Source organism: Mycobacterium sp. (assembly GCF_052144515.1).
Taxonomy (GTDB): domain Bacteria; phylum Actinomycetota; class Actinomycetes; order Mycobacteriales; family Mycobacteriaceae; genus Mycobacterium.
Genome location: NZ_JBKQQD010000157.1, coordinates 1 through 25,371, shown reverse-complemented (window position 1 = coordinate 25,371; position 25,371 = coordinate 1). Strand labels below are relative to the sequence as shown.

Below are 25,371 nucleotides of genomic sequence, written 5' to 3'. Positions count from 1 at the left end.
CGCCATATGTTGCTGGCTCTGGCGGTGGGGCTTGGCGTGCGGGGAGCATCGGAGAACCGTTGCAGACGCGGTGGTTTGGACCCCGCCCACACTTTAGAGTTTGCTGAAATCGGCGAACGATCGATCGGGCCGCATCGATGACGACTATGCCTTCGAAACCGCCTGCAAGCGCGAGTAGTGCGGTGTCGGCAGCGATCGGATCGCCGATTGCATTGATGATCCCAACGAGGTCGCCGTTTGCGGCCTAGGGAGATCCCGCCCGGGGAACCGTCTGGCGCCCAACCCGTCTTGCAAATTCTTTGCGAATAGGACTGACCGCTTCGCCGGCTGCTGCGGCGCTGGTAAACGGCGAGGGATTTCGGATCGCAACGCATACCGCGTGCGTAAACATACGGTGCGGCCTAGGGCGGTCGAACACGGTGTGCGCGGCGTTGCGCGACCTAGGGCCGGACGGTCGCGGGCGTTGTCGCGCATTGAGGCCGCACGGGGACGATTCGTTAGTCGATCTCGCCAGTCAAGTCGAACTCAGCCAGCGTGCGCGCAGCCAGCTCCCGCAACGCGGCCTTTGTGTTCTTTGCGCCCGGTTGGTAGGCGCCGACGCTGATGAAGATCTTGCCGCTGAGGCGCCCAGACAGCACGATCATTCGGCCGCCTGTTCGGTCAAGCCACTGTCGCGTTTCGTGTTGCCCAGTCCCGCGTGCGTTGGCCGTCGCGGCCTCGGTGCCATCGGGGCGGGAGATCATCGAGCTGAGGTCGCCGAGATAAGAACAAAACACCGGGAGATCGGGGTCGGCGGGCATCCTATCGACCATTCGTTTCAACGCCCGCTTCGGCGTGAACGAGGGCAGCCACAGGAGCTGCGACGACTCATCTGGCGTCTCCCGCAGAGTCCCCAGCGTCTGCTTGATGGCGGCGCGGATGTCACGCAGATCCGTCGTTACCCGCGTCGGGTCGATGCTGACGCGCGCATACGACAGTGCCATCGCACGCGTATCGTCCTCGGTGCGGTCGCTGACGGGGAGTTGCAAACTGACGGCGCCGTCACCAGCGCGTCCGCGCCCAATGCGCTCCCCGAGTTTCGCAGCGAACCCTGCGGCCAGCGTGTGACTCGCTCCGCCAAGAGCCTCCGCCCGGGCATCCCAATCATCCAGGTCGATGAAGATCGTGAGAGCCGGCACGACGACAACGTCATCACCGTCGCCTCCACGGATGGCGACTGGTCGCGATGCCGGTGATCGGGCATTATCACGCTGGCGACCGGCCTGTTTTCGGGCCAGTTTTGCTGCTGTGACAAGCGCCCGGGCAACCTCAGGTACGTCCTGCGCTGTTTGTCGGGCATCCTGAACCACTGCGCGCAGGCGAGTGCGTGAACGCGGCGGTGGGTAGCCAAGATCGCGCGTCTTGCCCAGGGCCGCTTCAACTATCACGAGGGCGAGCCCAAGGCCGTCGATCAGGTTGTGGGAAAGCACCAGGCTGACCGCGGTCGAGCCGTCCGTAAAGGGAAGGACGCCGAGATGCCAGCCGGGCCCCCATTCAACATCGATAGGCAGTTGTGAGCGTTCATCGACCCAGTCGCTGAGTTCAGCGCGCGGACGGGCGCACTCAGCAATATCGATGTCCGACGGCCCCCGATCTAAGACCCACCGATGCCGGGCGAACGGCAGCGCCGGACGCTCGATGCGCCGTCCCAACAACCCGTGACCGAGATTGTGCTGAAAACGCCTCAGCCCATCGAAGTCGATAGCGCGCTCATAAACCCACGTGACCTGAATGACTACCGTCATGTCGGCGGCGTGATGCTCCGCCAACAAGGCTTCGTCCGCCAACGCGAGCCGATTATCCGGCCGCGCATCACTGTTGGATGCGCGGCGTCTCAAGGATTCGCGCGCCCGACGTATCCGCCCTGGCACTATTCAGCCTCCTTCATCCTCAGCCGTGCCTTTACGGTTTTACGTTGTGGCAGAGATCATCACAATGCCGTCGACGCGGTCTGCTCAGTCGCCAGCGCATCGGCCAGGTGCCGGGCCAAGGCCCGCGCGGTGTTGTGGGTGGCAATGGCCTTGGGGGTGACGCGTATTCCGGTTTCGGTTTCGATGCGGCTGCGTAGTTCGAGGTTGCCCAGGGAGTCCAGGCCGTGATCGGGGAACGGGTGGTCGGGATCGATGGCGCGGCGCAGGATGAGGCTGGCCTGTTCGGTCACCAGCCGCCGAAGCCGGGTCGGCCACTCGTCTTGGGACAGAGTTAGCAACTCGGCGCGCACCGTGGCGGTGTCGTGTTGCTGCGCTTCGCCCGCTGTCTTGAACGTCTCGGCGAACGGGCTGCGCGCAATGAGCGCGGTAAACCACGGCGTTCCCGTCGTGGGCACGTACCCGGTGTAGGTGCGGTCGTAACGCAGCAACCTCTGGAAGGCGTGCGCACCCTCTTCGGGGGCGATCATCGTGGTGCCGCCTTCTTCCAGGGACGCGGCGCGGCCGATCTGGGCCCAAGCTCCCCACGCAATCGCGGTGGCCGGTAGGCCTTGCGCACGGCGCCAGTGGGTGAAGGCGTCCAGCCAGCTGTTGGCCGCCGCGTAAGCACCCTGGCCGGGCGAGCCGAGCAGCGCGGCTGCCGAAGAGAAGGAGCAGAACCAGTCCAGCGGCTGCCCGGCCGTCGCCTGGTGCATGTGCCAGGCGCCGTAGACCTTGGGTACCCAGTCTCGGTCGATCAGGTCGTCCGTAATGGTGGTGAGGGTGGCGTCCTCCACCACCGCCGCGGCGTGCAGCACTCCGCGTAACGGAAGTCCGGTGGCAGTGGCGCCGGCGACTAGGCGCTCTGCGGTTGCGGGATCGGCGATGTCGCCACACTCCACGTGAATGTCGGCCCCCGTCGCACGGATACGCGCAATGGCCTTCTCGGCCTGGGGGTTAGGTTGCGAGCGGCCGGTCAGCACGATCCGGCCACAGCCCGCTGCGGCCATCTCAGCGGCGAGGAACAGCCCGAGGCCACCCAGACCGCCGGTGATGATGTAGGCGCCATCACGGCGGAAGACCCGAGCCGACTCCGGTGGCACTACCACGCTGCTGTGTCCGCTGCGCGGGACGTCGAGCACGAGTTTGCCAGTGTGCTCGGCCGCGCTCATCACCCGAATCGCGGTGGCCGCCTCGGCAAGCGGGTAATGAGTGCTCTGCGGTTGCGGCAACTCACCGTCTCCGACGAGCCGGTACACACGGCGTAGCAGATCCCCGATCCGCTGGGGACGGCTGTCGACCATCAGCGCCAGGTCGACATAGTGGAACGTGAGGTTGCGGCGGAAGGGATACAGCCCCAGCCGGGTGTTGGCGTAGACGTCGCGTTTGCCGACCTCCACGAACCGACCGTCAATGGACAGCAGTTCGAACCCGGCGCGCTGCGCGGCGCCGGTGAGGGAGTTGAGCACGATATCGACGCCATACCCGTCGGTGTCGCGGCGGATCAGGTCGGCGAACTCGATGCTGCGCGAGTCGTAGACATGCTCAATACCCATGCCGCGCAACAATTCTCGACGCTGTGGGCTGCCCGCCGTGGCGAAGATCTCCGCCCCCGCGGCGTGAGCGATCGCGATCGCCGCCTGCCCGACGCCGCCGGTGGCGGAGTGGATCAGCACCCGGTCACCGGCGGTGATCCCGGCCTGGTCGTGCAGGCCATACCAGGCGGTCGCGTGCGCAGTGGTCGTCGCGGCCGCCAGCTCGTCGGTCAGCCCGGGCGGAAGCGTGACGGCGGCGCGAGCGTCACAGGTGACGAACGTGGCCCAGCAGCCGTTTCTGGAGAAGCCGCCGACATGGTCACCGACCCGATGATCGGTGACGTCGGGCCCGACCGCGGTCACCACGCCGGCGAAATCGGTGCCCGGCTGCGGCAGGCGTCCCCCGAAGCTGGGGTATTGCCCGAACGCGACCAAGACATCGGCGAAGTTGATGCTGGATGCGGTGACCGCGACCTCAATCTGTCCTGGCCCCGGCGGCACGCGGTCGAGAGCCGCGAGTTCCATGGTTTCCAGGTCACCCGGAGTGCGGATCACCAGGCGCATACCGTCGCACTCGTGATTCACCGCGGTGGTTCGGCGCTCGTCCGGGCGCAAGGGCGTGGGCCGCAGCCGGGCGACGTACCACTGGCCGCCCCGCCAAGCGGTTTCGTCCTCGTCCGCGCCGGATAGCAGTTCGAGTGCCACCTTTTCGGGGTCGCAATCGTTGTCTATATCGATCTGGGTGGGACGCAGCTGTGGATGTTCGGCGCCGACCACGCGCACCAGGCCGCGCAGTCCCGCTTGGTCCAGGTTGGCCCGGTCCCCACGCTGGACGGCCTGAGCGGCCCTGGTCAGCACATAGAGACGAGGCGGTTCCCCCGGTGATTCAGTCAGTTCGCGGGCGATCCGCACCAGGTGACAGACGTGCTCGCGGGCCCTGGCCAAGCCGTCTTCGTCCGGATTGCCTAGCGGTGGCGGGAACACGACAACCAGGCCATTGACGGCGCTCGCCCGCAGCCGACTGCCCAGCTGTTCGACGCAGGTCGGGTGTTCGGCGCGCTGTGGCCAGCTAAGCCAATCACATTGCGCACCAAGGGCTTTCAGTGCATCGACGAGTCTGGTTGTCAGGGAATCCTCAGTATCGGAGGTAGTGATCAGCAGCCACTGGCCGGGGTCAGTATCGGCGGAGGCGGCGGGTGACTCGTTCTGTCGCCATTCGACGGTGAGGAGCCGCTCGGCGAGCACCCGCTCAGGTTCGCTTCCCTCGGTGGCACTGCTGCCCATCCGGAACCCTCGCATGATCAGCACCGGCGTGCCGGACTCGTCGAGGACATCGAGGTCGGCCTCGACCCCCGACCGATCGTGCAGGGTCAACCGGACGAGGCAGTAGCGGGGGTTCCGCGCCGGGTCGCAGATGCGGAGCTGTCGCACACTCAACGGCAACAGCAAGCCACGGTCGCCGACGTCGTTGACGGCCGGGTGAGCAGCGACGGACTGGAAGCAGGCATCGAGCAACGCCGGGTGCACGCGGTAGGCGCCCTGCTGGGCGCGAACCGGCCCGGGCAGCGCGATCTCGGTCACCAGGGTGGACGCGTTTTCGGCGGTGTGGGCGGCGATCAGACCTGCAAAAGCCGGACCCAGCTGGACCCCGCGGGAGTCGAACCGCTGGCGTAGCTCGGCCCCGTCGGTGCGGGACGGGTGCGCCGCGAGCAGCGCGCCCACGTCCTGCCGCCGCGGTGGCTGCTCATCTTCGGCGACGTGCAGGGTCGCCACGGCTCGCCGCGTGCGTTCGCCTTCGTGATCGGTCACCACTTCGAACTCGACGAGGCCGGGCGCGTCAACCGACGCAACCGTGGTTACCGGGGTCTGGCCGTCCAGCAGCAGCATCTGCTCGAAGCGGATGGCACGAACCTCGGACTTCTCGCCGAGCACGGTGCGAGCGGCCGACAACGCCATCTCGCAGTAGGCAGCCCCCGGAAGGGCAGGCACGGCATGTACCTGATGGTCACTCAACCACGGCAGTGCCGCGGTGCCGATATCACCCTGCCACGCGTGGCGCTCCGGCTCCTCGGGCAGGCGGACATGTGCCCCAAGCAGTGGATGCACGGCTACCGTCCGGGCGCCGTGTGCCTGGTGGTTCGGGCCGCCGGAGTCGATGCGCAGCCGACGATGGGTCCAGGTCGGCAGTGGCGCGTCGACCAGCCGTCCCCCCGGGTACAGCGCCGCGAAGTCCACTGCGGCACCCGCACAGTGCAGACCCGCCAGGAACTCGTGCAGTCCGTGCGGCAGCTCCTGCTCGCGCCACAGGCAGGCCAGCGCCTGGGCCGAGACGTCGGCTGCCTGGGCCGTCTGTTCCACCGCGCGGGTCAGCAGCGGGTGCGGGGAGAGCTCCGCGAAGACTCGATGGCCGTCCTCCAGCGCCGCCTGCACCGCGGCGGCGAACCGCACCGGATGACGCAGATTGTCCACCCAATAACGCGCATCCAAGGCCCGCTGCTCCCGAGCATCGTCCAGGGTCGCCGAGTAGAACGGCACCGAGGGCGTCATGGGGGTGAGTTCGGCTAACGCATCGGCCAGCTCGGCGAGGATGGGGTCGACCTGGGGTGAGTGCGACGCGACATCGACCGCCACTTCGCGTGCCATGATGTCGCGACGCTCCCACATCGCGACCAACTCCCGAACCGCCTCGGTCGTGCCGCCGATGACAGTGGACTCCGGCGAGGCAACCACCGACACCACCACATCGGCAAGATTGCGGGCAGCCAGTTCCTCACTCACGCGCCGGGCGGGCAACTCCACCGAGGCCATCGCCCCGGCGCCGGCGATGGTGCCCAACAACCGCGAGCGGCGGCAGACGACGCGCACCCCGTCTTCGAGCGAAAGCGCCCCTGCGACGACGGCCGCGGCGGCCTCCCCGAGTGAATGCCCGATGACCGCGCCGGGGCCGACTCCATAGGAGCCCATCGCGGCGGCCAGTGCGACCTGCATGGTGAACAGGGTCGGCTGGACTCGGTCGATACCGGTGACTGTCTCAGGCGCCGACATCGCCTGTGTGACCGAGAACCCGGCTTCCCGGGCTATCAACGGCTCCGCCTCCGCCACCGTCGCGGCGAACACCGGCTCGGCTGCCAGCAGGGCCGCACCCATCGCGGCCCACTGCGAACCCTGGCCGGAGAACACCCATACCGGTCCCCGGTCGTCCTGGCCTACCGCGGGTGGATGCGGGGTGTCGCCGTCAGCGACCTCGCGCAAACGCTCGATTAGTTCTTCAAGGCTCGCGGCGACCACGGCCGCGCGCACTGGCCGGTGTGCACGCCGGCGCGCCAAGGTGTAGGCGAGATCGGACGGCACCAGCTGGTCCGCGTGGCCGCTCACCCACTCGGCGAGCCGCCGCGAGGTACGGCGCAGCTGTTCGGTCGAGGTAGCGGACAGCGCGAACAACAGGGAGCCGGCGGGGGCGGGGGACTCATCGTGCTGTTGCGCGGTGTCAGGGGCTTCTTCCAGCACGGCATGCACGTTTGTTCCGCTCATACCGTACGACGACACGGCCGCCCGTCGTCGTTCGTGGCCGCGTCGCGACGGCCATGGCGTGAGCGCTGTTGGTACGAACAGTCCCGTTTCGATCTGAGCAAGCTCATCGGGCAGCCGGGTGAAGTGCAGCGACGGCGGGACCACACCATGTTGCAGCGCGAGGGCCGCCTTGATCAGCCCCAATGTGCCGGCCGCGCCCTCGGTGTGCCCGAAGTTGCTCTTGGCCGATCCGAGTGCACAAGGCTCACCACCAGCGCCGTACACCTGGGCGAGGCTGCCGTACTCAATCGGGTCACCGACCCGTGTGCCGGTGCCATGGGCCTCCACCATGCCGACCGTTGCGGCGTCTACGCCCGCGGCCGCCAGCGCTGCCCGGTACGCATTGGCCTGCGCATCCAACGACGGCCTGGAAATAGTCTTGGTGCGGCCATCGTGATTGGCTGCCGTGCCGCGCACCACCGCAAGGATCCGGTCGCCATCTCGCAGTGCGTCCGGCAGTCGCTTCAGCAAGACCACGGCGCATCCCTCGGACCGCACAAACCCGTCCGCCCGGACGTCGAACGAATGGCAGCAGCCAGTCCGCGAGTACATGCCCAGCGCCGACCCCGAGGCGTTCATTATCGGTGACATCATCACGTTGACACCGCCGGCCAGGGCAAGGTCGCTCTCGCCGTCGTGCAGGCTGCGACAGGCCAAGTGCGCGGTGAGCATACCGGTCGAACATGCCGAGTCCACCGTCATCGCGGGACCATGCACCCCCAGCCAGTACGCGATGCGCCCGGAAGCCATGCTGAGCGTATTGCCGGGGTATGCGTAGGGATCGTGCAAGACGCCCGCTTCGTAGGTCAGCACGGTGTAGTCATCGTGGGACAACCCCACGAAGACGCCCGTCTGGGACCCAAACAGCGAGTGGGGATCCAGGCCGGCATGCTCTACGGCCTCCCATGCTGTCTCCATCAACAACCGGTGGTGCGGATCCATCGCGGCCGCCTCATGCGTCCTGAGACCGAAGAACGGGGCGTCGAAACCCCAAATGTCGTCAAGGAATCCACCCCATCGCGACACCGACCTACCGGGCACACCCGGCTCGGGGTCGTAATATTCGTCGGCGTCCCAGCGATCGGCTGGGATCTCGGTGACCAGGTCGTCCCCCCGCAGCAACGCCTCCCACAGTTTTTCCGGCGAGTCGATGCCACCGGGGAGCCGGCAGGCCATTCCAATCACTGCAACGGGAGTGACGGGTGCTTCCCTCATAGCCGTTGACCTCTTTCCAGCTGGTGTTTCAGCAGGCACGGCCGAATTCCGATATGGGGCAGGTTATTCGCAAAGTCGTTCTGACGGCCGATCATCCGAGCTTAAAATAACTGAACAGGTGGGTAGCCTAACCACTTCTGTTGCGATGTGGTGTAAAAACCGGTTCGCCGCGCGCGCACGCCGATCTGATTGACGAGGGCTGGCGGGTGAGCGTGAATACCGTGGCCGACTCGATGCGCCGGCAAGGGCTGGCCGGGCGCAAGCCGAAGCGGCGCAGGGGATTGACCCGCAGTGCGGCCGTGCCCAACCAGAAGTGGTGCGGCGACATCACCGATGTCCCCACCGATGAGAACAAGCTGCATTTGTCCTCGGTACTGGATTTGTCCGGGCGGCGTTTGCTGCGTGCCCGTTGTCGGATCACCCGGACGCCGAGCTGACCGGCGATGCAATCAAGATGCCCGCCACGGTGCGTGGGGGAAAGAACGCGATCGACGACGTGATCTTCCACACCGGCCGTGGATCAACCTACACTGCAGGCGATTTCACCCGCGCTGTGTCGGCGACTTAGGATCCGAGAATCGATGGGACGTGTCGGGTCGTGTTTCGACAACGCCAGCAGCGAGGCCTTCGCCTCCACCCGGGACGAGGTGCTCTCGCGGCACCACTTTGCCCCAAGGCCGAAGCTCGTGCCGTCATCACCACATGGTCGATTTCTACGACATCCGACGTCGCCACAACTCTGCCGGTTGCTGCCGCCAATCGAGTACTAAAAGGTCCTTGCCATCCGGTCAAGTAGGCAGCGTAAAGAATGCCCTCCACGATTTCGGGAGAAGCGCACTTCTTGATCCGCAAGTTGATGGCTTCGGTGGGTCCGGTTGCTGATGCGGCCGGGTCCACTACTCGCCGTCGGCATTTTGTCACCGAGACCGATGAATTGACCGAGGCGCTGGACGAAGCTGCCCGCCGCTGGCCCAACGTACGTCGGCCGCAACAGCTTTTGACTTTGTGACTGTTGTGTGGCCCACCACTGCCATGATCCATGATGGGCTATATGGATAGCAGAACCCGCGACATCGTGAGCATGCCCCGGGGCGGGCCGGATGCTTCCTGGCTGGACCGGCGGTTGCAGACCAACCGGCTGGAATACCTGGACCGCGACGACGTCGACGATCTGAAGCGCAAGGTCATCCGTTCACTCGACCGCGCCGGACGGCGACGGTGGTTCGGTATTCACGACAGGTGCGCCCGGATGGTGATTGGTGAGGTGGCCGATGTCCCCTCCCCGAAGATCCTCGAACTCGGGTCTGGCCTCGGCGGGCTGTCGCGCAAGCTGCTGGAGAATCACCCCACTGCTCAAGTGACGGTCACCGACATCGATCCCACGTTTGTGGCCGCCATGGCCGCCGGGGACCTCGGAAGTCACCCACGCGCCACGGTGCGGGCAATGGACGCCACCGCAATCGACGCCCCGGATGGGTATTACGACCTCGCGGTGTTTGCATTGTCGTTGCATCACCTGCCGCCTGAACTCGCCGCCCGGGTGTTCGCCGCAGGGACCCGGACAGCGAACAAGTTGTTAATCATCGACCTCCGCAGGCCGCCGGCACCCCTCCACATCGTGTTGTTAGCGTTGGTGCTGCCGTTAACTGGACTGCTCCCGTTGCAACACGATGGGTTCATCAGCTCGCTCCGCGCCTACAGCCCGTCGGCGCTGCGTGCGCTCGCCCACTATGCCGACCCGGCGATTACCGTCGAGTTCCGGACGCGAGGGTTGGGCCCGATGGTGGCGGTTGCGAGTCGCGCGCGGCAAACCGGCAATCGCCGTGGGGATCGCCATGATCCCGTTGAACTCGCGTAGGTCGCGGTCGTGGCTCCAGATGGTCGCGGTGCCGTGCCGGCGCATGAAGCGCCGAAGTGGGCATCCGCTACCAGGTTGCTGAAGCAAATCCCTTGTGCGGCAATACCGTTCAACGAGCATCATGCACCTTTCAGGCACATCCAATGATGCCGCCAAACGTAGTTCCAGGCGTCGCGGCCGGCCGCACCTAGATCTTTGGGCGGCTCGGGTGTCTGCTGCCTTGGTATGTTAGCGAACCGCCCAGGGTCCTTTGAGAAGAAGGGTCGGGCCCGCCTAGACATCGCCATCCTTTCGGTTGCCGAACGGCCACACGCCAGCCTCGATCGCGGCTTCGGGCTGCCGGTCGTATTCCTTTCGGGCGACAGCGATCTCGTCGTCGTCGCCCTGGTAGGCTGGGAGCGCGCCAAAACGCGCGGTCCTCTTCTGCTCGTAGTAGTTAGGTTGGGCCGCGGCCGTGTGGCGCCGTCAGTTGCGTTGGCGTCGGCGGTCATCGCGACCGGCGGCATCGGACACCCAGGTTTCCACCGTGGCCGGCGCCCGAACTTCAATCTGTCTGTCCGCGGCAGCGGATGGTGCGTTCGTGATCCGCCAAACCGGGCAAAGACTGGGCCATCATCCGCTGAGGAACTTGATTTCGGCTGACGGCGAGCTGAATGCGCGCGAGGAAGAACACGTTGTGTGGGACGTGATTGCCGTGGACACCGGCATGGGGGGATGCTGGGATACCGGCTGGCCCGGTCTGGCCGCAGGGTGCCATTCGTCGAGTAAGAGCACTCGACAGGATAGTATCCCGGCCGTGTGGGGCTCACTGCTCGGGATGGCGATTCTGATGGCGTTCAATCCGGCCCTTCTGGCCCTCATCCTTCTCGTGATCTCCCGGCCACGGCCGGTACAAAACCTGCTCGTATGCTGGATCGGCTGCCTCATAACGAATGTTCCAGCCCTGTTGGTTCCGCTGATGTTGCTGCACGGCACGCCAATGTTCAGATCTCATGCGCCGGCCGCGAGCTCCACGGCCCGGCACGTTCAACTCGTCATGGGTGTGCTCGTGCTATCGATCGCCGCGGTGATCACAGTGCGCTTCTGGGCGCGTCGGCGGGCGCACGTGCCGACATCGGGCGGCAACACCTCGACCTTGGTGCTGGACTCGAATACACCGAGCCCAATCTCGTCGCCGTTTGGCCGCGCGCAGGATGCGGCGACGGAGGGCGCATCTGCGATCCGGCGGCTGCTCGGCCGCCTCCAAAATGCCTGGGACAATGGATCCTTGTGGGTCGCGTTGGTGGTCGGCATGGGATTCTTGCCGGGACCCCCCCTGGTGCTATTCGTAGAGACCACCATCGTGGCCTCGGGAGCCGCGATCGGCACGCAGGTCATCGCCGTCATCGTGTTCGTCGTCGCGATGTTTGCGGTTTTCGAGATCACCCTCGTCAGCCATCTGGCCGCGCCAGCGCAAACCCAAGCGGTACTGCGACCGCTGCACGACTGGGCGCTGGCTAACCGGCGGCAGGTCCTGATAGGCATCTTCGTAATGATTGGGTTCTTGCAGCTGGTCAAGGGCATGGGCATCGCCTGAGCTGGTGGCTCAGAGCCCGGCTGCCTTGTGCGGCGCCCATTCCGGAGCTGAAAGTGGCGCGCTGGTCGCCTTGCGACGCCGTGTCGTCTTGGTTCCTCGGGACCGTGTAAGCCTGAACCAGTGGGGATGTCGTCGGCCAGTACCGCCTCAACGCAACGCGACAGACTGGTTGAGTCTCTGCATTCCAATCATCGTCCCGGCATCCGCCGGCCGGTCTAGGCCCAAGTCCCGCGGCGCCGGTGAGCCATCGCGACGACCTCGTAGCGTAGCTTCAGGATGGACGGCCGGATGAACCGGTTGAGCTTGTGCAAGCGGTGGCAATTCTCGAACGCCGTCCGGAAACCATGTTCGCTCGCCCGATACGCCGCGAAAACACGATCCAGCGCAGACTGATCCCAGGGCTCGTCGCGCGCGGCCGCGCGCCGCGCTTCGTAGACCACAGAAATCCAGTCTGTGCCGAAGGGCTCTGTCACCGGGCCGCAGTGTCGCTGGCGGTGAAGATCCGGTGTGAGAAACTCCTCGATTGCACCCTCATCCCGGGTGTTGAGATCGATCCCGAGCGCTACCGAAATCCGTTTTACTTCCCGACCCCAGTCGTCAAGGAGGTTGGCGTACTCGACGAACACGCGCGGCAGGGCGCGCGTGTCTCTTTCGGCCAGCAGATTGAATTTCAGCCACAAGGCACTACCGAGCTCCGGCGAGGCTAGAAAGTCCGCTCCACCCGACGCGATGACCTCCTGTGGGTGGCGCACCGCAATCACGACCGCGATGTCGAATCCGGCCAGACGCGCCGCCTCGAACCACACGCTGGACAGCAGCGTTATCTGCAGGTCCTTGATGAGCACGAGCGGCGCGGCCGGCAACGTGCTGAGAAACGCCCCTATCTTGGTGATGCAGGCGGCCTTGTCGTCGGCGTCGAACGCACCGTCCTCCTGCAAGCGCAGTGACGTGTCGAACACGGCGCTGCCGTGGCGGCGCAAGATTGTGTTGTTGAGATGGAGGGACGCGCGCGGCTCCCAATAGCCACGCGGATTGCGCGGGTCGGCGCCCGCCAGCCCGGCCGGGAGCGTAGCACCGCATAGCGAGAGAACCCGAGTGAGCGCCGACGTTCCAGACCGGGGCACGCCCAACACGAACAAAGCGACCGGGCGGGCCGCAGTCCCGCTCTGCCCGGCGGGGGTCACGAGCACAACTCCGCGCTCGATGCCGCGGGCAGCGCAGGACCGCGGCGCTCCACCATAAGATCCTCCTGCGGCAGGACGGCCCGATACCGTCGGTACATCCGTTCGAAAGCGTTTCGACGTTGCGAGTGACTGCCGCGACATTAAACCATGAGCTCTTGGCGCGTATGGCCGCATGGCGTTGACCGATCTGCGCTGTCGCCGGACGGAAGGAAGCAGATCCTGCGGCTTCGCGACAGTGCGTCGGCTCTGGCTCATGGCGTCAGAAGAACGGTGACCCGGCGCCATCGCCGTGAATCACTATCTACCGCATAATCCCCGGGCGGGCCGGACTCAGCTCCGCTACCCAGCGCAGTCCGCGAGCGACGCCCGGTATAGTCACATCTCGCACTACACCGCACTGTCGTGGGTTAGCCGCTAACTTCCCAGCGCCAAAGATCAGTTGCTACAGCGCAGTTCGCGACAGATCGGAGGGAGATTCCATGCCGAAAGATCCGCGATGAAATTTGCGCTGGCAAGCTATGGAAGTCGTGGCGATGTCGAGCCCTGCGTCGCTGTCGGCCGTGAGCTGCTGCGCCGCGGGCACGAAGTGCGCATGGCCGTCCCGCCCGACCTGGTTGGCTTCGCCGAGTCGGCTGGGCTTGTGGCAGTCGCCTACGGGCCGGATACGCAGGTGTGGTGGGGCGCGTACCGCGACTTCTGGACGCGTTTCTTCGGCAACTTCTGGAAGATCCAAGATCTGATCAGGTTGTGGCGCGAAGTCGGGGAGCCCGTTATCCAGTGCTGGGAGGAGATCACCACGGCGCTGACGTCGCTGGCGGACGGGGCGGACCTGCTAGTCACCTTTCTGAATTTCGAGCCGCCCGCTGCCAACGTCGCGGAGTATTACGACATTCCGCTGGCCACGCTGCATGTCTCCCCGGTGCGGGCCAACGGCCAGCTCGTTCCGACCCTGCCGGCGCCGTTGGGCCGTTACGCACTGACGTTGTACGAGTGGGCGGCTTGGCGCGGGGTGAAGAAGCTCGACGACGCGCAGCGCCGTCAACTGGGCTTGCCGAAGGCCACGGGCTCCGCGCCGCGGCGGATCACCGAACGCGGATCACTGGAAATTCAGGCCTACGAAGAGGTTTGCTTCCCCGGGCTGGCAGCCGAATGGGCGAAATGGAATGGCCAACGGCCCTTTGTCGGCGCGCTGACGATCGAGTTGCCGACGGATGCTGATGACGAGGTCGCCTCGTGGATCGCCGCGGGAACACCGCCGATTTGCTTTGGCTTTGGCAGCATGCCGGTCGAATCTGCCGCCGACACGCTCGCCATGATCAGCGCGGCGTGCGCGCAGTTAGGCGAGCGGGCGTTGGTGTGCTCCGGCTGGAGTGACTTCAGCAACGTCCCCCATTTCGAGAACATCAAGGTGGTGGGCACGATGAATTACGCGGCCGCCTTTCCGTCCTGCCGCGCGGTTGTGCACCACGGCGGTGCGGGCACCACGGCTGCGGGCCTGCGCGCCGGAGTGCCCATGCTGATCTTCTGGACGGCGCCCGATCAGGCGATCTGGGCAGCTCGGGTCAAACAACTGAAAGTTGGCCATGGGCGGCGCTTTTCGACCGCTAGCCGGGAATCGCTGGTCGCGGACCTGCGCACCATCCTCGCCCCGCAATATGTCGCCCGGGCCCGCGAGATCGCCACCCAGATGACCAAACCCGCCGAAAGCGTTGCCAACGCCGCCGATCTCCTGGAAAATTTCGCCCGCCTCAGGCGTGTTGACTGACGTGCGGTGGTTAGTGGGGCGCCCCCTCTCAAAGCCCGCAACCTCACGCTTTTGCCGCTCGCCCGGTTGAACGAACAAGAGCCAACCCTGACCGGCCCAGCCGGGCAGACTGAGACTGCGGCCCGCCCGGTCGCTCTGTTCGTGATGGGCGTGCCCCGGTCTGGAACGTCGGCGCTTGGAATGCAGAGACTCAACCAGTCCGTCGCGTTGCGTTAAGACGGTACTGGCCGACGACATCCCCACTGGTTCAGGCTTACACGGTCCCGAGAAGCCAAGACGACGCGGCGTCGCCAGCCGACCACCGCGCCACTGCTTTCAGCTCTGGGACGGGCGCCGCACAAGGCAGCCGGGCTCTTAGCCACCAGCTCAGGCGATGCCCATGGCGTTGACCACCAGCGAGACTCCAACCACTGCGAAGATGGCTACCAGGATCTGTCGACGGTGAGCCAACGCCCAGTCGTGCAGCTGTCGCAGCACCGCTTGGGTTTTCGTCGGCGCGGCCAGATAGCTGACGAGGGTGATCTCGATAATCGCAAGCATCGCGACGACGAACGCGATGGCGGCGCTGACCTGCGTGCCGATCGCGGCTCCCGAGGTCACGATGATAGCGACCAGGAATAGACCCACGTCGGGTTCCGTCCCCCCAAATGCATAGCCGATCACGAACGCGACCCATAAGGATCCGTTTTCCCACGCATCGTGGACGCGGCGCAGCAGCCGCCGGATTACAGACCCGCCCTCCGTCGGCGCATCCTGCGTGCGGCCCAGCAGCCGCGAGATTGCGTTCGGTGTATTCGAGTCCAGCACCATGGTCGACGTGTTGCCGCCCGGTGTCGGCAGGCGCGCGTGCTGACGACGGCGCGTCAGCGAGCGCGCTATTATCAGCGCGGCGATCAATAGCGCGAGCACACCCATGCCGATTCGAATGTGCCGGACAGTGGAACTCGTGGCTAAATCGTCCGCAAAAGGTCTAAACATTGGTGTGACGTGCACCAGCGTCAGCGGAATCACCACGGCGGGAATACACCCTATGAGGCAGCCGACCCAGTAGGCGAGCAGGTTTTGCATCGGCCGTGACCGGGAGATCACGAGAAGGGTGAGGCCGAGACGCACTGGGTTGAGCGCCGTCAGAAACGCCAGCCCCAGCACTGATCCCCACATGGCCGGAACACTACCTTGCTGGCTCTTTTCTGTTGGCTCCTTTGAAGCCTCCCTGGGTTGTGCCGGCCCGCCAAGACACCCATGCCTGGAGCAACGACACCCGCGGAAACATCAATAGATCCGCAACGGTCCAAAACATAAGCAGGACAGGGCGTTGCACCCGAACCTCAGCCCAGCATTCGACGCCCTCGAAAGCTTGGCGCGCTCCGCGCGCCATGGCTGGCCGGACCGGTCGTGGCTATATCGGCACCGGCCGTGGAGCGCACGTATACTTTTCGTCGCGTTGAATTCCTCATCGAGGAGGGCCAAGTGATCGAGGTTACCCAAGAGTGCCGACTATGCGGATCGACTGGCCCCCATCAAACTATTGCAGTTCGCGAGATGATGTTCGGAACCCGAGAGCAGTTTGAATATTATAGCTGCGCTGCGTGCGATACGTTACAGATTGTGAATGTGCTCCAGGATGCAGAGCTCATGCGCCATTACCCCTCAAATTATTACTCCTACAATGCTTCAGCTCAGCCGAAGTTTTTCCGATGGCTGATTACACAGCAAGACCGTTTTAAATTGCATACCGGCGGCCGGCTAGTCGGTGCCCTCCTATCGGCGCCCTTGCCCGAAGGTATCGTCCGTGTTGCCATCGGAGGAGACGTCGTCAGAATGCTCGCTCAGCTTGCGGTTGAACGCGACGCGCGAATTCTAGACGTGGGCTGTGGTAGCGGTGCGCTGCTCGACCGGTTGGACACCGTCGGATTCAACAACCTGTCTGGTGCCGATCCGTTCATCGCAGCCGATGGCGAGACACTTCGAGGCGTGCCGCTAATGAAGCGAGATTTGAGCGAAATGACTGGCAAATTTGATCTCATTATGTTCAATCATTCGCTTGAACACTTTCCCGACCCGGTCGCGGCGCTGAAGGTGACGTACGAGAAGCTGGCTGCTGGAGGCATTTGCTTGGTTCGCCTGCCGACGACCTCATCGGAAGCGTGGTCTATCTATAAAGCGGACTGGGTACAGATCGATGCGCCTCGGCATACCGTTATACCTTCACGACAGGGAATGGCACTGGCAGCTGACAGGGTCGGGCTGCGAGTGGAGAAGACGTTTGATGATTCGAATTTAGGTCAGTTTATGGGGAGCGAAGCCTATCGGCGTGATGTTGCGGTGACCGACCCGAAAATCCTTCGGATGTTTGGACCCAAGCGAATCCGGGAGTGGGAAAAACGCGCAGACCGACTCAATCGGCAGGGCCGTGGTGACCAGACCGGTTTTGTCTTGCGGGCCAAGTGAGGATAGACGGGTACGGCTGGCCGTGTCGGTCTCAATACCGTTAGCCGATGTAGGTCTTACGGCCGTATCGATGGCGGCTGATGGCGCGTCCGCGAGTCGAGCAACTCGCCCAGCCGGCCGTCGGCATCCACTGCCCCGTAGCGAGAACCATCGCCGCCGATGAGATGGGTATCGTCGATGTATAAGAGAACGTAATTCGGCCGCGGATACTCCGCGGCCCTCGTCTGTGCGACGAGGTGCCACTTGCCCAAAACTTCTGGATTTCAGGTCGATAGCGGGGGTATCGGGTTATGCTGCCGGGCAGTTGAGCCTGGGGCGCGAGGCTCCCGCTTTCATTTCGCAGAACGCGCACGGGTAGTGAAGGGCCAGAATCCGCGATGAAATTTGTGCTGGCATTCTATGGAACTCGCGGCGATGTCGAGCCCGGTCTCGCTGTCGGCCGTGAGCTGCTGCGCCGTGGGCACGACGTGCGCATGGCCGTCCCGCCCGACCTGGTTGGCTTCGCCGAGGCGGCTGGACCTGCGGCGGTTGCTTGCGGGCCGGATGTGCGGATGTGGCAGGACGTGCTCCGCGACTTCTGGGCGCGTTTCTTGCGCAACTTCTGGAAGAACTTCTGGAAGATCCAGGATCTGATCGGGTTGATGCGCGAATATTGGCAGTTGTTGACCCAGTGCTGGCAGGAGGTCAGCACGACGCTGACGTCGCTGGCGGAGGGGGCCGATCTGCTGTTCACCGGTGTGCTTGGGGAGGAATCCGCTGGCAACGTCGCGGAGTATTACGACATCCCGTTGGCCACGCTGCATGTATTCCCGATTCGGGCCAACGGCCAGCTCGTTCCGGCCCTGCCGGCGCCGGTGGGCCGTTCCATCATGAAGGTGTCGGAGTACTTGGGTTGGCCCATGTTGAAAGGGCTCGATGACGCGCAGCGCCGTGAACTGGGCCTACCCAAGGCAACAGGGCCCTCGCCGTGGCGGATCACCGAACGCGGATCGCTGGAAATCCAGGCCTACGACGAGGTTTGCTTTCCCGGGCTGGCAGCCGAATGGGCGAAATTCGATGGTCGACGGCCCTTTGTCGGCGCGCTGACGATGGAGTTGCCCACGGATGCCGATGACGAGGTCGCGTCGTGGATTGCCGCGGGAACGGCGCCGATTTGCTTCGGTTTTGGCAGCATGCCGGTCGAATCTGCCGCCGACACGCTCACCATGATCAGCGCGGCCTGCGCGCAGTTAGGCGAGCGGGCGTTGGTGTGCTCCGGCTCGAGTGACTTCAGCAACGTGCCCCATTTCGAGAACGTGAAGGTGGTGGGCACGATGAATTACGCGGCCGCCTTTCCCGCTTGCCGCGCGGTCGTGCACCACGGCGGTGCGGGCACCACCGCCGCGAGCCTGCGCGCCGGGGTCCCCACGTTGATCCTTTCGACGGACCTCGATCAGACGCTCTGGGGAGCTCGGGTCAAACGACTGAAAGTGGGCACTGCCCGGCGCTTTTCGGCCACTACCGAGAAATCGCTGGTCGCAGACATGCGCACCATCCTCGACCCGCAATATGTCGCCCGGGCCCGCGAGATCGCCACCCAGATGACCAAACCCGCCGAAAGCGTTGCGACCGCCGCCGATCTCCTGGAAAATTTCGCCCGCCTCAGGCGTGTTGGCTGATCGGCGACGGCGGGCCGTCGGAATGATCGGCGCCGGCCAAATCTGGCCGATCGCCTCGGCGTGGTTGATGGAATCGCCACCGTCCACGAGAAAAACTCGCCACGGCCCAAAACTTCTGGATTTCAGGTCGATAGCGCGGGTATCGGATTATGCTGCCGGGCAATTGAGCCTGGGGCGCGAGGCTCCCGCTTTCATTTCGCAGAACGCGCACGGGAAGTGAAAGGCCAGAATCCGCGATGAAATTTGTGCTGGCAAGCTATGGAACTCGCGGCGATATCGAGCCGTGCGTCGCTGTCGGCCGTGAGCTGCTGCGCCGCGGGCACGACGTGCGCATGGCCGTCCCGCCCGACCTGGTTGGCTTCGCCGAGGCGGCTGGGCCGGCGGCGGTCGCTTACGGACCGGATTTGCAGGCCGTTCTGGACGCGCATCGCAACTTCTGGACCCATTTCTTCCGCAACTTCTGGAAGATCCAGGATCTGATCAGCTTGCGGCGCGAAGTTGTGGAGCCCTTTATCCAGTGCTGGAAGGAGATCATCACGACGCTGACGTCGCTGGCGGAGGGGGCCGACCTGCTGTTCACCGGCGTGAATTTCGAGGACGCCGCTGGCAACGTCGCGGAGTATTACGACATTCCGTTGGCCACGCTGCATTTATTCCCGCTGCGGGCCAACGGCCAGTTCCTGCCATTCCTGCCGGCGCCGTTGGGCCGTTCCGCAATGAAGGTGTCCGAGTGGCTGGCTTGGCGCGGGGCGAAGAAGGTCGAGGGCGTACAGCGCCGTGAACTGGGCCTACCAAAGGCCACAAAGCCATCGCCGCGGCGGATCACCGAACGCGGATCGCTGGAAATCCAGGCCTACGATGAGGTTTGCTTTCCCGGGCTGGCAGCCGAATGGGCGAAATTCGATGGCCGACGGCCCTTTATCGGCGCGCTGACGATGGAGTTGCCCACGGATGCCGATGACGAGGTCGCGTCGTGGATTGCCGCGGGAACACCACCGATTTTCTTCGGCTTCGGCAGCATGCCGGTCGAATCTGCCGCCGACACGCTCACCATGATCAGCGCGGCCTGTGCGCAGTTAGGCGAGCGGGCGTTGGTGTGCTCCGCCGGGACTGACTTCAGCCACGTCCCCCGTTTCGAGCACGTCAAGGTGGTGGGCACGATGAATTACGCGGCCGCCTTTCCCGCCTGCCGCGCGGTCGTGCACCACGGTGGCCTGGGCACCACCGCCGCGGGCCTGCGCGCCGGGGTCCCCACGTTGATCCTTTCGACGGACCTCGATCAGACGCTCTGGGGAGCTCGGGTCAAACGACTGAAAGTGGGCACTGCCCGGCGCTTTTCGACCACTACCCAGAAATCGCTGGTCGCAGACCTGCGCACCATCCTCGACCCGCAATGTGTCGCCCGGGCCCGCGAGATCGCCACCCAGATGACCAAACCCGCCGAAAGCGTTGCGGCCGCCGCCGATCTTGTAGAAAATTTCGCCGGCCGCAGTCCTCGATGACTGAATCCCATCAATAGTCGTCCAGATGGGCTCCGAAGCGCCGGCAAGCGTTGACACAGTGATCCGCGTTCTATGAGCAAATCCGTTGTCTAACAAAGATTCACGCTCGATCCTAGATCTAAAGCCACGCCACCGGGAAGTCACGACGCTTTTGGCAGCCGGATGCTTTCGCCGACCCGCTGCCTTGCGACAGCCTTCGCGCCGTCAGCACGCGGATACCGGAACGCCTCGCCCTGGGTGTGGCGGCGGCGCGGTCGAGGACTGACTATTTGAACCCGGCAGGCGGCGCAATACCCGCAGCCCGCTACTCATGACGCGCGCGTAATGGTCGGCGCGCATCCAAGGCGGCGCCCCGACCAGCGGTCCATGCGGATCTGGCTGACGACGTCGAAGTAGAGGTCGTCGACGTCGTCCAGCGCTGCCAGGATGTGCGGGCATTCCCAGCCAGTATCGCCGAACTGGTTGCGCAGCTGGTCTTTTGGTGCCGCGTGCGGGCTGTCGTGCTCGGTGCGGAAGACGAACAAGCACATGGTGCGATCGCCGCGCAGCGCGACGCGCGCCACCTGTCGGCCGGGACTGTTGTAGGTGACGTAGATCAGCTCGTCACGCGGCCGGTAGCCGTCGACCACGCAGGCGGCGACCTTGCAGCCGAGGTAGTGCTCGAAGTTCTCTTCCGGCCCGAAGATGAGGCGACGCACGTTCGATTGCAGTCCGTCGGCGCCGACGATGAGGTCGAAATCGCGCCGAGAGATCTGCTCGAAGCTCAGGCGGACACCGTCGCTGTGCTCGTCGAAGGCGGCGATGCCGTCGCCGAAAATCGTTTCGACCTCGTCCTCGACGGTGGTGTAGATCGCGGCGGCCAGGTCGCCGCGCGGCAGGCTGGTGAAGTCGTCGCCAATCATGCGGCGAAAGACGTTGACGACAAGGTCCGCTTTGACCTCACCTGCGGTGCCGACGGAGCGGACACATTGAATCTCGTACCCGGCTTCGCGGATCCGGTCCTCGATGCCCATGCGTTTGGCCACTTCGTAGCCGACGCCCCAGAATCGATCATGTAGCCGCCGGTGCGGAATCTCGGCGCCTGCTCGAATCACCGTCGGCGTGTGGCCGGTCCGGTGTAGCCAGTAGGCGAGCGCCGCGCCCGCCACGCCGGCACCGCTGATCGCGATCCTCATGCTGCGATTGAGACCGGCGGGATCGGTGCGGTCGCACAAGGCATTTGCCGCTCTACTTCAGCGGCGAGTCGCTCGACAGTGTGCCGTGCGCGTTGGCAGGGCACCCCGGCGTCTCTGCTGCCTGCGATGCTGACGCGACGTCCCTGATCGCCCGGACTTCGATGCGCGCGCCGCGGTGCGGCACCAAGGTGACGTGCTTCGACTTCTGCTTCTCATCGGCTGCCGTGGTGGTGCTCAACTCGGCCCGGCGCAGGATCTCACGCAGGACGACCCGCATCTCGACCATGGCGAAGCCGGCGCCCAGGCAGCGGCGGTTGCCGCCGCCGAACGGCAACCAGGTGGTCGGGCTCAGGGTGGCGCCGAGCATCCGATCCGGGTCGAACCGGTCCGGATCCGGGTACAGTGCGGCGCTCGCGTGCACCAGCCCGATACTCGGGGCCACCACGACCCCGGCCGGCAGCCGGTAGCCGCCCACCTCGACCGGCTCGGTCAGGACCCGGCCCGGGCTGAACACCAGCGGGCGGATCCGCAGCGTCTCCTTTATTACCGCGTCGAGGTACTCGTCGCCGGCCGGATCGCCCGCCGCGCTGGCTTGCGCCGCGCACACCGCCTTGGCCAATGCGGCCGGGTGGCGGGTCAGCCGCTCCAGCGCCCAGGACAGCCCCGTCGCGGTGGTCTCGTGTCCGGCCGCGAGCAGCGTCATGAGCTGGTCGCGCAGTTCGCGGTCGGTCATCGTGCGTCCGTCGTCGTCGCCGGCGCGGACCAGCATGGCCAGCGTGTCGGTGCGCGCAGCCAGGTTGGCGTCGGCGCGACGGTCGGCGATCTCGGCGTAGAGCAGGGCGTCGGCTTCTGCGATTCGCCGGCGCAGCCCTCGCCACGGGCGACGGCGCTGCAGGTTCGGCTTCCCAACCGCCAGCGTTTCCCACGGACTCAGGTAGAGCAGCCGCGGCATGACCTTGCGCAGCGCGGCCAGCCGGGCCGGGTCGGTGGCGCCAATGACCGTCCGCAGGATCACCTCGAGCGTGATCTCGGACATTTTGGGCGCCACCGGGAAGCTTTTGCCCACCGGCCACCCGGCGATGTTCGCAGCAGCGATCTCGGCCGTCGGACCGGCCTGGTGCGCGACGGCGTCGCGATGAAACGCCGGCACCATCAGAGCACGCTGGTTGCGGTGCACGTCCTCGTCGAGCACAAACAGAGAGTTGTTGCCGAGCAGCCCCTTCAAGATCGAGTTCGCTTCGCCGGCATGAAAGACCCGCGGGTCGCCGGCGAACACCGTCTTGATGTCGGCTGGATCCGCAAGATACACCACCGTGCCCTTCAGCGGTTCATGCAGCGTGAACACGTCGCCGTAGCGACGCTGACATGCGGTCAAAAAGCGTAACCCGTAGCCCAACATCAATGCGGACTGCACCAGCAGGGGAAGCGGAGGTCCGGGCGGCAGTACGGTAGGCGCGGTATCGCTCATCAGCCGATCCTAACTACTAGGAGGCGATCGGCGGTGCCGGCTGGTTGAGGTTGCCGGGTCGATTGTGGTGGCGGGTTTCACACGGCCAGGACACTGATTTTGACGAGGTTGTGAGCGAAAACGCCATGGCCGCACCACGTTCGGGCGCCGTTGCTGCCGGTGAGGTGGGTGCGGTTCCATCCGTAGCTTCGCTTGAGGTGGTTGATTCGTCCTTCGGATTGCGTGGCTAGCAGCAACGCGATCAGGCCCAGGCCGCGGTGCGGCGCATCACGGGGGAACTTGCCGACATCGCCGAAGCAGCCATGCACGAGGCTGCGGCGGTGATGCGCAACGCCCAACGCGCGCTGCGCACGACCACCGGGTGCCGCAGCTTGGACACAATGGAGCGGGCGCGCCGACCCGCCGCCGAGCGACGCCGGTCACGCACCCGGGTACGCGTCGCGCTCCTAGACAAGCGATCCACTCCCGCCGAAACTCCGTCCTAGGGTAGCCAACCCGCGCCGCCGCTTCACCTGCCCTTGACAAGCGTGTACCCCATATCAGAACGTTCGCAGCGACGACGGGGAGTTGATCGCCACCATCGAGCTTGCTCGGGTTGACGAAACATCCTCGGCTATGACTTTCTCCAATCACGGCACCGGAAGTCACCAGCGCCGGAACCGGTCACATCCAGGAACTTTGTCGAAACACTTGCTGACCGACGCTGTTGAACTCCAGTATGGTTTGAACGTTGTTCCACTTATGTCGACTAGATGGTCTGGAGAACTGGTTGAGCATCAATCCCTTCGACGACGACAACGGCAGCTTTTTCGTCTTGGTCAACGACGAGGAGCAACACAGCTTGTGGCCGGCCTTCGCCGATGTTCCACCCGGCTGGCGGGTGGTTTACGGCGAAGCGGACCGCGCCGCGTGTCTGGACTACATCGAACAAAACTGGACCGATATACGGCCGAAGAGTCTGCGCGAGAGGCTGGCAGAGGACCGGGCTTCTCATTAAGTAAGCGGGGGAGAGTCCTATGGAACTTGATAGCGGGGCACTTCCGCTGACGCGCGGACAGCTAGACGTATGGCTTGCGGAGGAAACGGGTCGCTCCGGTGCCAAGTGGCAAATAGGGATGTTTGGGCGAATCGATGGCGCGCTCGAGCCTGATTTGGTTGAGCGGGCTGTCCGTCAAGTGGTGCGCGAGGCCGAACCACTCAGAGCTGCCTTTTTCCAGGTGGATGGCCAGGTTTTCCAAAAGGCGGTTGATTACCCGGACGTTGAGCTTGCTCGCTATGACCTTATGGGATCGCAGGATCCTGTACGGGACGCCTATCGGATAGCGTCATCGATCCAACGCACGCCGATGCCGCTTAGTGGCCCGTTGTTCAAATTTGCGTTGATGCAGACGCGGGTAGATGAATTTTATTTGCTGGTGTGCTGCCATCACATAGTGATAGACGGAATCGGCATCGCTCTTATTTGTCATCGGATCGCAGCTATCTATTCCGCGATTGCTACTGGGGAGTCGATTCCGCCTGCTTTTTTTGGGTCGCTGAGTGAACTGATTAATTGCGAGTTGGAATACGAAGCGTCCACCGATTATCTCGATGATCAAGCCTATTGGACGAGGAACCTTCCGCAGGAAAGCCAACCGCGTTATCGATTGGCGCACGCCGCGGGCGGGCGCGAACCTGGTGAGGCTCCTGCGCCGGTTCAATTGGACCCGTTCGTCGTTGCTGAAATTCGCCGGTTTTCACAGGCGTTGGGGGTGCGTCGAGCGGCGGTGATTACTGCGGCGTGCGCGCTGCTGGTGCGTGGGTGCGACGTCGAGGGTTCGGAGGTGGTGCTCGATTTTCCGGTAACCAGGCGTGTGCGTCCGGAGGCACAGACGGTGCCGGGAATGATTTCCGGGGTGGTACCACTGGTGTTGAAAACTTCGCCGGGGTCTGCGGTTGCTGGTTTTTGTCGACATGTCGACACGCGAATGCAAGAAGCGCTGCAGCATCAGCGGTTCCCAGTGCACGTTATTGAGAAGAAGGCGCGTCTCCGCGACTCCGAAGAGGCCTCGAATCGGGTAGTTCTCAATTTCATTCCTGCTACACGTTTAGCCGATTTCGCCGGCGCTGCAGGATCGGGGGCTGTGACCCATTCTGGCTTCGAGGATCAGCTAGAGCTGTGGTTCATTAGGGCCGATGACCAGCTGTTTCTCAACACGGCTGGCCCTGCGCACTTGTTTTCGGATGGCGACGTCCGCGATTTAGTAGCGCGGTTGGAACGGGTGTTGGTGGCGATGTCCGCCGATCCGGGGCGGTCGTTGTCGTCGGTGGATGTGCTCGATGAGGGTGAGCATGTCCGCCTGGATGAGGTCGGTAATCGGGCGGTGTTGACCCAGCCGGCACCGGTCGCGGTGTCGATTCCGGGGTTGTTCGCTGCGCAGGTGGCGCGCACACCGGAGGCGGTGGCGGTGACCTTCGAGGGCCGTTCA

At 64.7% G+C, this 25,371-nt stretch carries 16 protein-coding genes and 4 pseudogenes; 11 read left to right on the top strand and 9 right to left on the bottom strand.

What is annotated here, in order from left to right; translation table 11 throughout:
* Positions 1–497: 497 nt before the first annotated feature.
* On the bottom strand, positions 498–1,910 hold the full coding sequence (locus tag ACLP9N_RS09980; protein WP_442407251.1) for a hypothetical protein: 1,413 nt from the start codon (positions 1,908–1,910) through the stop codon (positions 498–500).
* A gap of 59 nt (positions 1,911–1,969) precedes the next feature.
* On the bottom strand, positions 1,970–8,266 hold the full coding sequence (gene pks2, locus ACLP9N_RS09975; protein WP_442407250.1) for a sulfolipid-1 biosynthesis phthioceranic/hydroxyphthioceranic acid synthase: 6,297 nt from the start codon (positions 8,264–8,266) through the stop codon (positions 1,970–1,972).
* 206 nt (positions 8,267–8,472) lie between these two features.
* Here pks2 and ACLP9N_RS09970 point away from each other — a divergent pair, with 206 nt between their 5' ends.
* The 3 genes from ACLP9N_RS09970 to ACLP9N_RS09960 all read left to right on the top strand — a co-directional run bounded on the left by ACLP9N_RS09970 (position 8,473) and on the right by ACLP9N_RS09960 (position 10,124).
* Positions 8,473–8,703 (top strand): hypothetical protein, encoded by a 231-nt coding sequence (locus ACLP9N_RS09970; protein ID WP_442407249.1) that lies wholly within the window; start codon positions 8,473–8,475, stop codon positions 8,701–8,703.
* Between the two features lie 371 nt (positions 8,704–9,074).
* Positions 9,075–9,275 carry a hypothetical protein gene (locus ACLP9N_RS09965; protein ID WP_442407248.1) on the top strand — a complete coding sequence of 67 codons (201 nt, stop codon included), beginning with the start codon at positions 9,075–9,077 and terminating at the stop codon, positions 9,273–9,275.
* Between the two features lie 42 nt (positions 9,276–9,317).
* On the top strand, positions 9,318–10,124 hold the full coding sequence (locus tag ACLP9N_RS09960) for a class I SAM-dependent methyltransferase (RefSeq protein WP_442407247.1): 807 nt from the start codon (positions 9,318–9,320) through the stop codon (positions 10,122–10,124).
* Here ACLP9N_RS09960 and ACLP9N_RS09955 read toward each other — a convergent pair.
* Positions 10,104–10,201: pseudogene (locus tag ACLP9N_RS09955) on the bottom strand (type II toxin-antitoxin system VapC family toxin); the annotation flags it as partial. The gene ACLP9N_RS09960 and the pseudogene ACLP9N_RS09955 overlap by 21 nt on opposite strands.
* A gap of 719 nt (positions 10,202–10,920) precedes the next feature.
* Between ACLP9N_RS09955 and ACLP9N_RS09950 the strand changes: the two are divergent.
* The gene (locus ACLP9N_RS09950; protein ID WP_442407259.1) at positions 10,921–11,700 is read left to right on the top strand and encodes a GAP family protein; all 780 of its coding nucleotides are present in this window, start codon (positions 10,921–10,923) and stop codon (positions 11,698–11,700) included.
* 215 nt (positions 11,701–11,915) lie between these two features.
* Here ACLP9N_RS09950 and ACLP9N_RS09945 read toward each other — a convergent pair whose 3' ends face one another.
* Complete coding sequence (locus tag ACLP9N_RS09945) at positions 11,916–12,884, bottom strand: sulfotransferase family protein (protein ID WP_442407246.1); 969 nt, start codon at positions 12,882–12,884, stop codon at positions 11,916–11,918.
* Between the two features lie 496 nt (positions 12,885–13,380).
* On the opposite strand from ACLP9N_RS09945, the gene ACLP9N_RS09940 reads away from it, so the two are divergent.
* Complete coding sequence (locus ACLP9N_RS09940) at positions 13,381–14,649, top strand: glycosyltransferase (RefSeq protein ID WP_442407245.1); 1,269 nt, start codon at positions 13,381–13,383, stop codon at positions 14,647–14,649.
* Between the two features lie 366 nt (positions 14,650–15,015).
* Here ACLP9N_RS09940 and ACLP9N_RS09935 read toward each other — a convergent pair whose 3' ends face one another.
* Positions 15,016–15,810, bottom strand: coding sequence for a GAP family protein (locus tag ACLP9N_RS09935; protein ID WP_442407244.1), 795 nt, complete (start codon positions 15,808–15,810; stop codon positions 15,016–15,018).
* A 309-nt stretch (positions 15,811–16,119) separates the two neighbouring features.
* On the opposite strand from ACLP9N_RS09935, the gene ACLP9N_RS09930 reads away from it, so the two are divergent.
* A complete protein-coding gene (locus ACLP9N_RS09930; RefSeq protein WP_442407242.1) occupies positions 16,120–17,100 on the top strand; it encodes a class I SAM-dependent methyltransferase in 981 nt (326 codons plus the stop codon).
* 95 nt (positions 17,101–17,195) lie between these two features.
* Here ACLP9N_RS09930 and ACLP9N_RS09925 read toward each other — a convergent pair.
* A pseudogene (locus tag ACLP9N_RS09925) lies at positions 17,196–17,351 on the bottom strand (hypothetical protein); the annotation flags it as partial.
* Between the two features lie 126 nt (positions 17,352–17,477).
* On the opposite strand from ACLP9N_RS09925, the gene ACLP9N_RS09920 reads away from it, so the two are divergent.
* On the top strand, positions 17,478–18,758 hold the full coding sequence (locus tag ACLP9N_RS09920; RefSeq protein WP_442407241.1) for a glycosyltransferase: 1,281 nt from the start codon (positions 17,478–17,480) through the stop codon (positions 18,756–18,758).
* Between the two features lie 236 nt (positions 18,759–18,994).
* Positions 18,995–20,260 carry a glycosyltransferase gene (locus tag ACLP9N_RS09915; protein WP_442407240.1) on the top strand — a complete coding sequence of 422 codons (1,266 nt, stop codon included), beginning with the start codon at positions 18,995–18,997 and terminating at the stop codon, positions 20,258–20,260.
* A 308-nt stretch (positions 20,261–20,568) separates the two neighbouring features.
* Here the strand turns inward: ACLP9N_RS09915 and ACLP9N_RS09910 are convergent, their stop codons facing one another.
* The 3 genes and pseudogenes from ACLP9N_RS09910 to ACLP9N_RS09900 all read right to left on the bottom strand — a co-directional run.
* Positions 20,569–21,435 carry an FAD-dependent monooxygenase gene (locus tag ACLP9N_RS09910; protein WP_442407239.1) on the bottom strand — a complete coding sequence of 289 codons (867 nt, stop codon included), beginning with the start codon at positions 21,433–21,435 and terminating at the stop codon, positions 20,569–20,571.
* Positions 21,436–21,487: 52 nt separating this feature from the next.
* Positions 21,488–22,903: a cytochrome P450 gene (locus tag ACLP9N_RS09905; protein WP_442407238.1), complete on the bottom strand. Its 1,416-nt coding sequence runs from the start codon at positions 22,901–22,903 to the stop codon at positions 21,488–21,490.
* Between the two features lie 77 nt (positions 22,904–22,980).
* A pseudogene (locus ACLP9N_RS09900) lies at positions 22,981–23,127 on the bottom strand (ISNCY family transposase); the annotation flags it as partial.
* Positions 23,128–23,133: 6 nt separating this feature from the next.
* On the opposite strand from ACLP9N_RS09900, the pseudogene ACLP9N_RS09895 reads away from it, so the two are divergent.
* From ACLP9N_RS09895 to ACLP9N_RS09885, 3 genes and pseudogenes are all read left to right on the top strand, one after another.
* Positions 23,134–23,313, top strand: a pseudogene (locus tag ACLP9N_RS09895) (hypothetical protein); the annotation flags it as partial.
* Between the two features lie 359 nt (positions 23,314–23,672).
* Positions 23,673–23,900 carry an MbtH family protein gene (locus ACLP9N_RS09890; protein WP_442407237.1) on the top strand — a complete coding sequence of 76 codons (228 nt, stop codon included), beginning with the start codon at positions 23,673–23,675 and terminating at the stop codon, positions 23,898–23,900.
* 19 nt (positions 23,901–23,919) lie between these two features.
* A partial coding sequence (locus tag ACLP9N_RS09885) for a condensation domain-containing protein (RefSeq protein ID WP_442407236.1) occupies positions 23,920–25,371 on the top strand: 1,452 nt, incomplete at its 3' end.

Excerpts from the sequence above, each read along its gene's own strand:
- ACLP9N_RS09910 (WP_442407239.1), bottom strand. The coding sequence starts at position 21,435 with ATGAGGATCGCGATCAGCGGTGCCGGCGTGGCGGGCGCGGCGCTCGCC.
- ACLP9N_RS09915 (WP_442407240.1), top strand. The coding sequence starts at position 18,995 with ATGAAATTTGTGCTGGCAAGCTATGGAACTCGCGGCGATATCGAGCCG.
- ACLP9N_RS09960 (WP_442407247.1), top strand. The coding sequence starts at position 9,318 with ATGGATAGCAGAACCCGCGACATCGTGAGCATGCCCCGGGGCGGGCCG.
- pks2 (WP_442407250.1), bottom strand. The coding sequence starts at position 8,266 with ATGAGGGAAGCACCCGTCACTCCCGTTGCAGTGATTGGAATGGCCTGC.
- ACLP9N_RS09905 (WP_442407238.1), bottom strand. The coding sequence starts at position 22,903 with ATGAGCGATACCGCGCCTACCGTACTGCCGCCCGGACCTCCGCTTCCC.
- ACLP9N_RS09920 (WP_442407241.1), top strand. The coding sequence starts at position 17,478 with ATGAAATTTGTGCTGGCATTCTATGGAACTCGCGGCGATGTCGAGCCC.
- ACLP9N_RS09965 (WP_442407248.1), top strand. The coding sequence starts at position 9,075 with ATGCCCTCCACGATTTCGGGAGAAGCGCACTTCTTGATCCGCAAGTTG.
- ACLP9N_RS09940 (WP_442407245.1), top strand. The coding sequence starts at position 13,381 with ATGAAATTTGCGCTGGCAAGCTATGGAAGTCGTGGCGATGTCGAGCCC.
- ACLP9N_RS09935 (WP_442407244.1), bottom strand. The coding sequence starts at position 15,810 with ATGTGGGGATCAGTGCTGGGGCTGGCGTTTCTGACGGCGCTCAACCCA.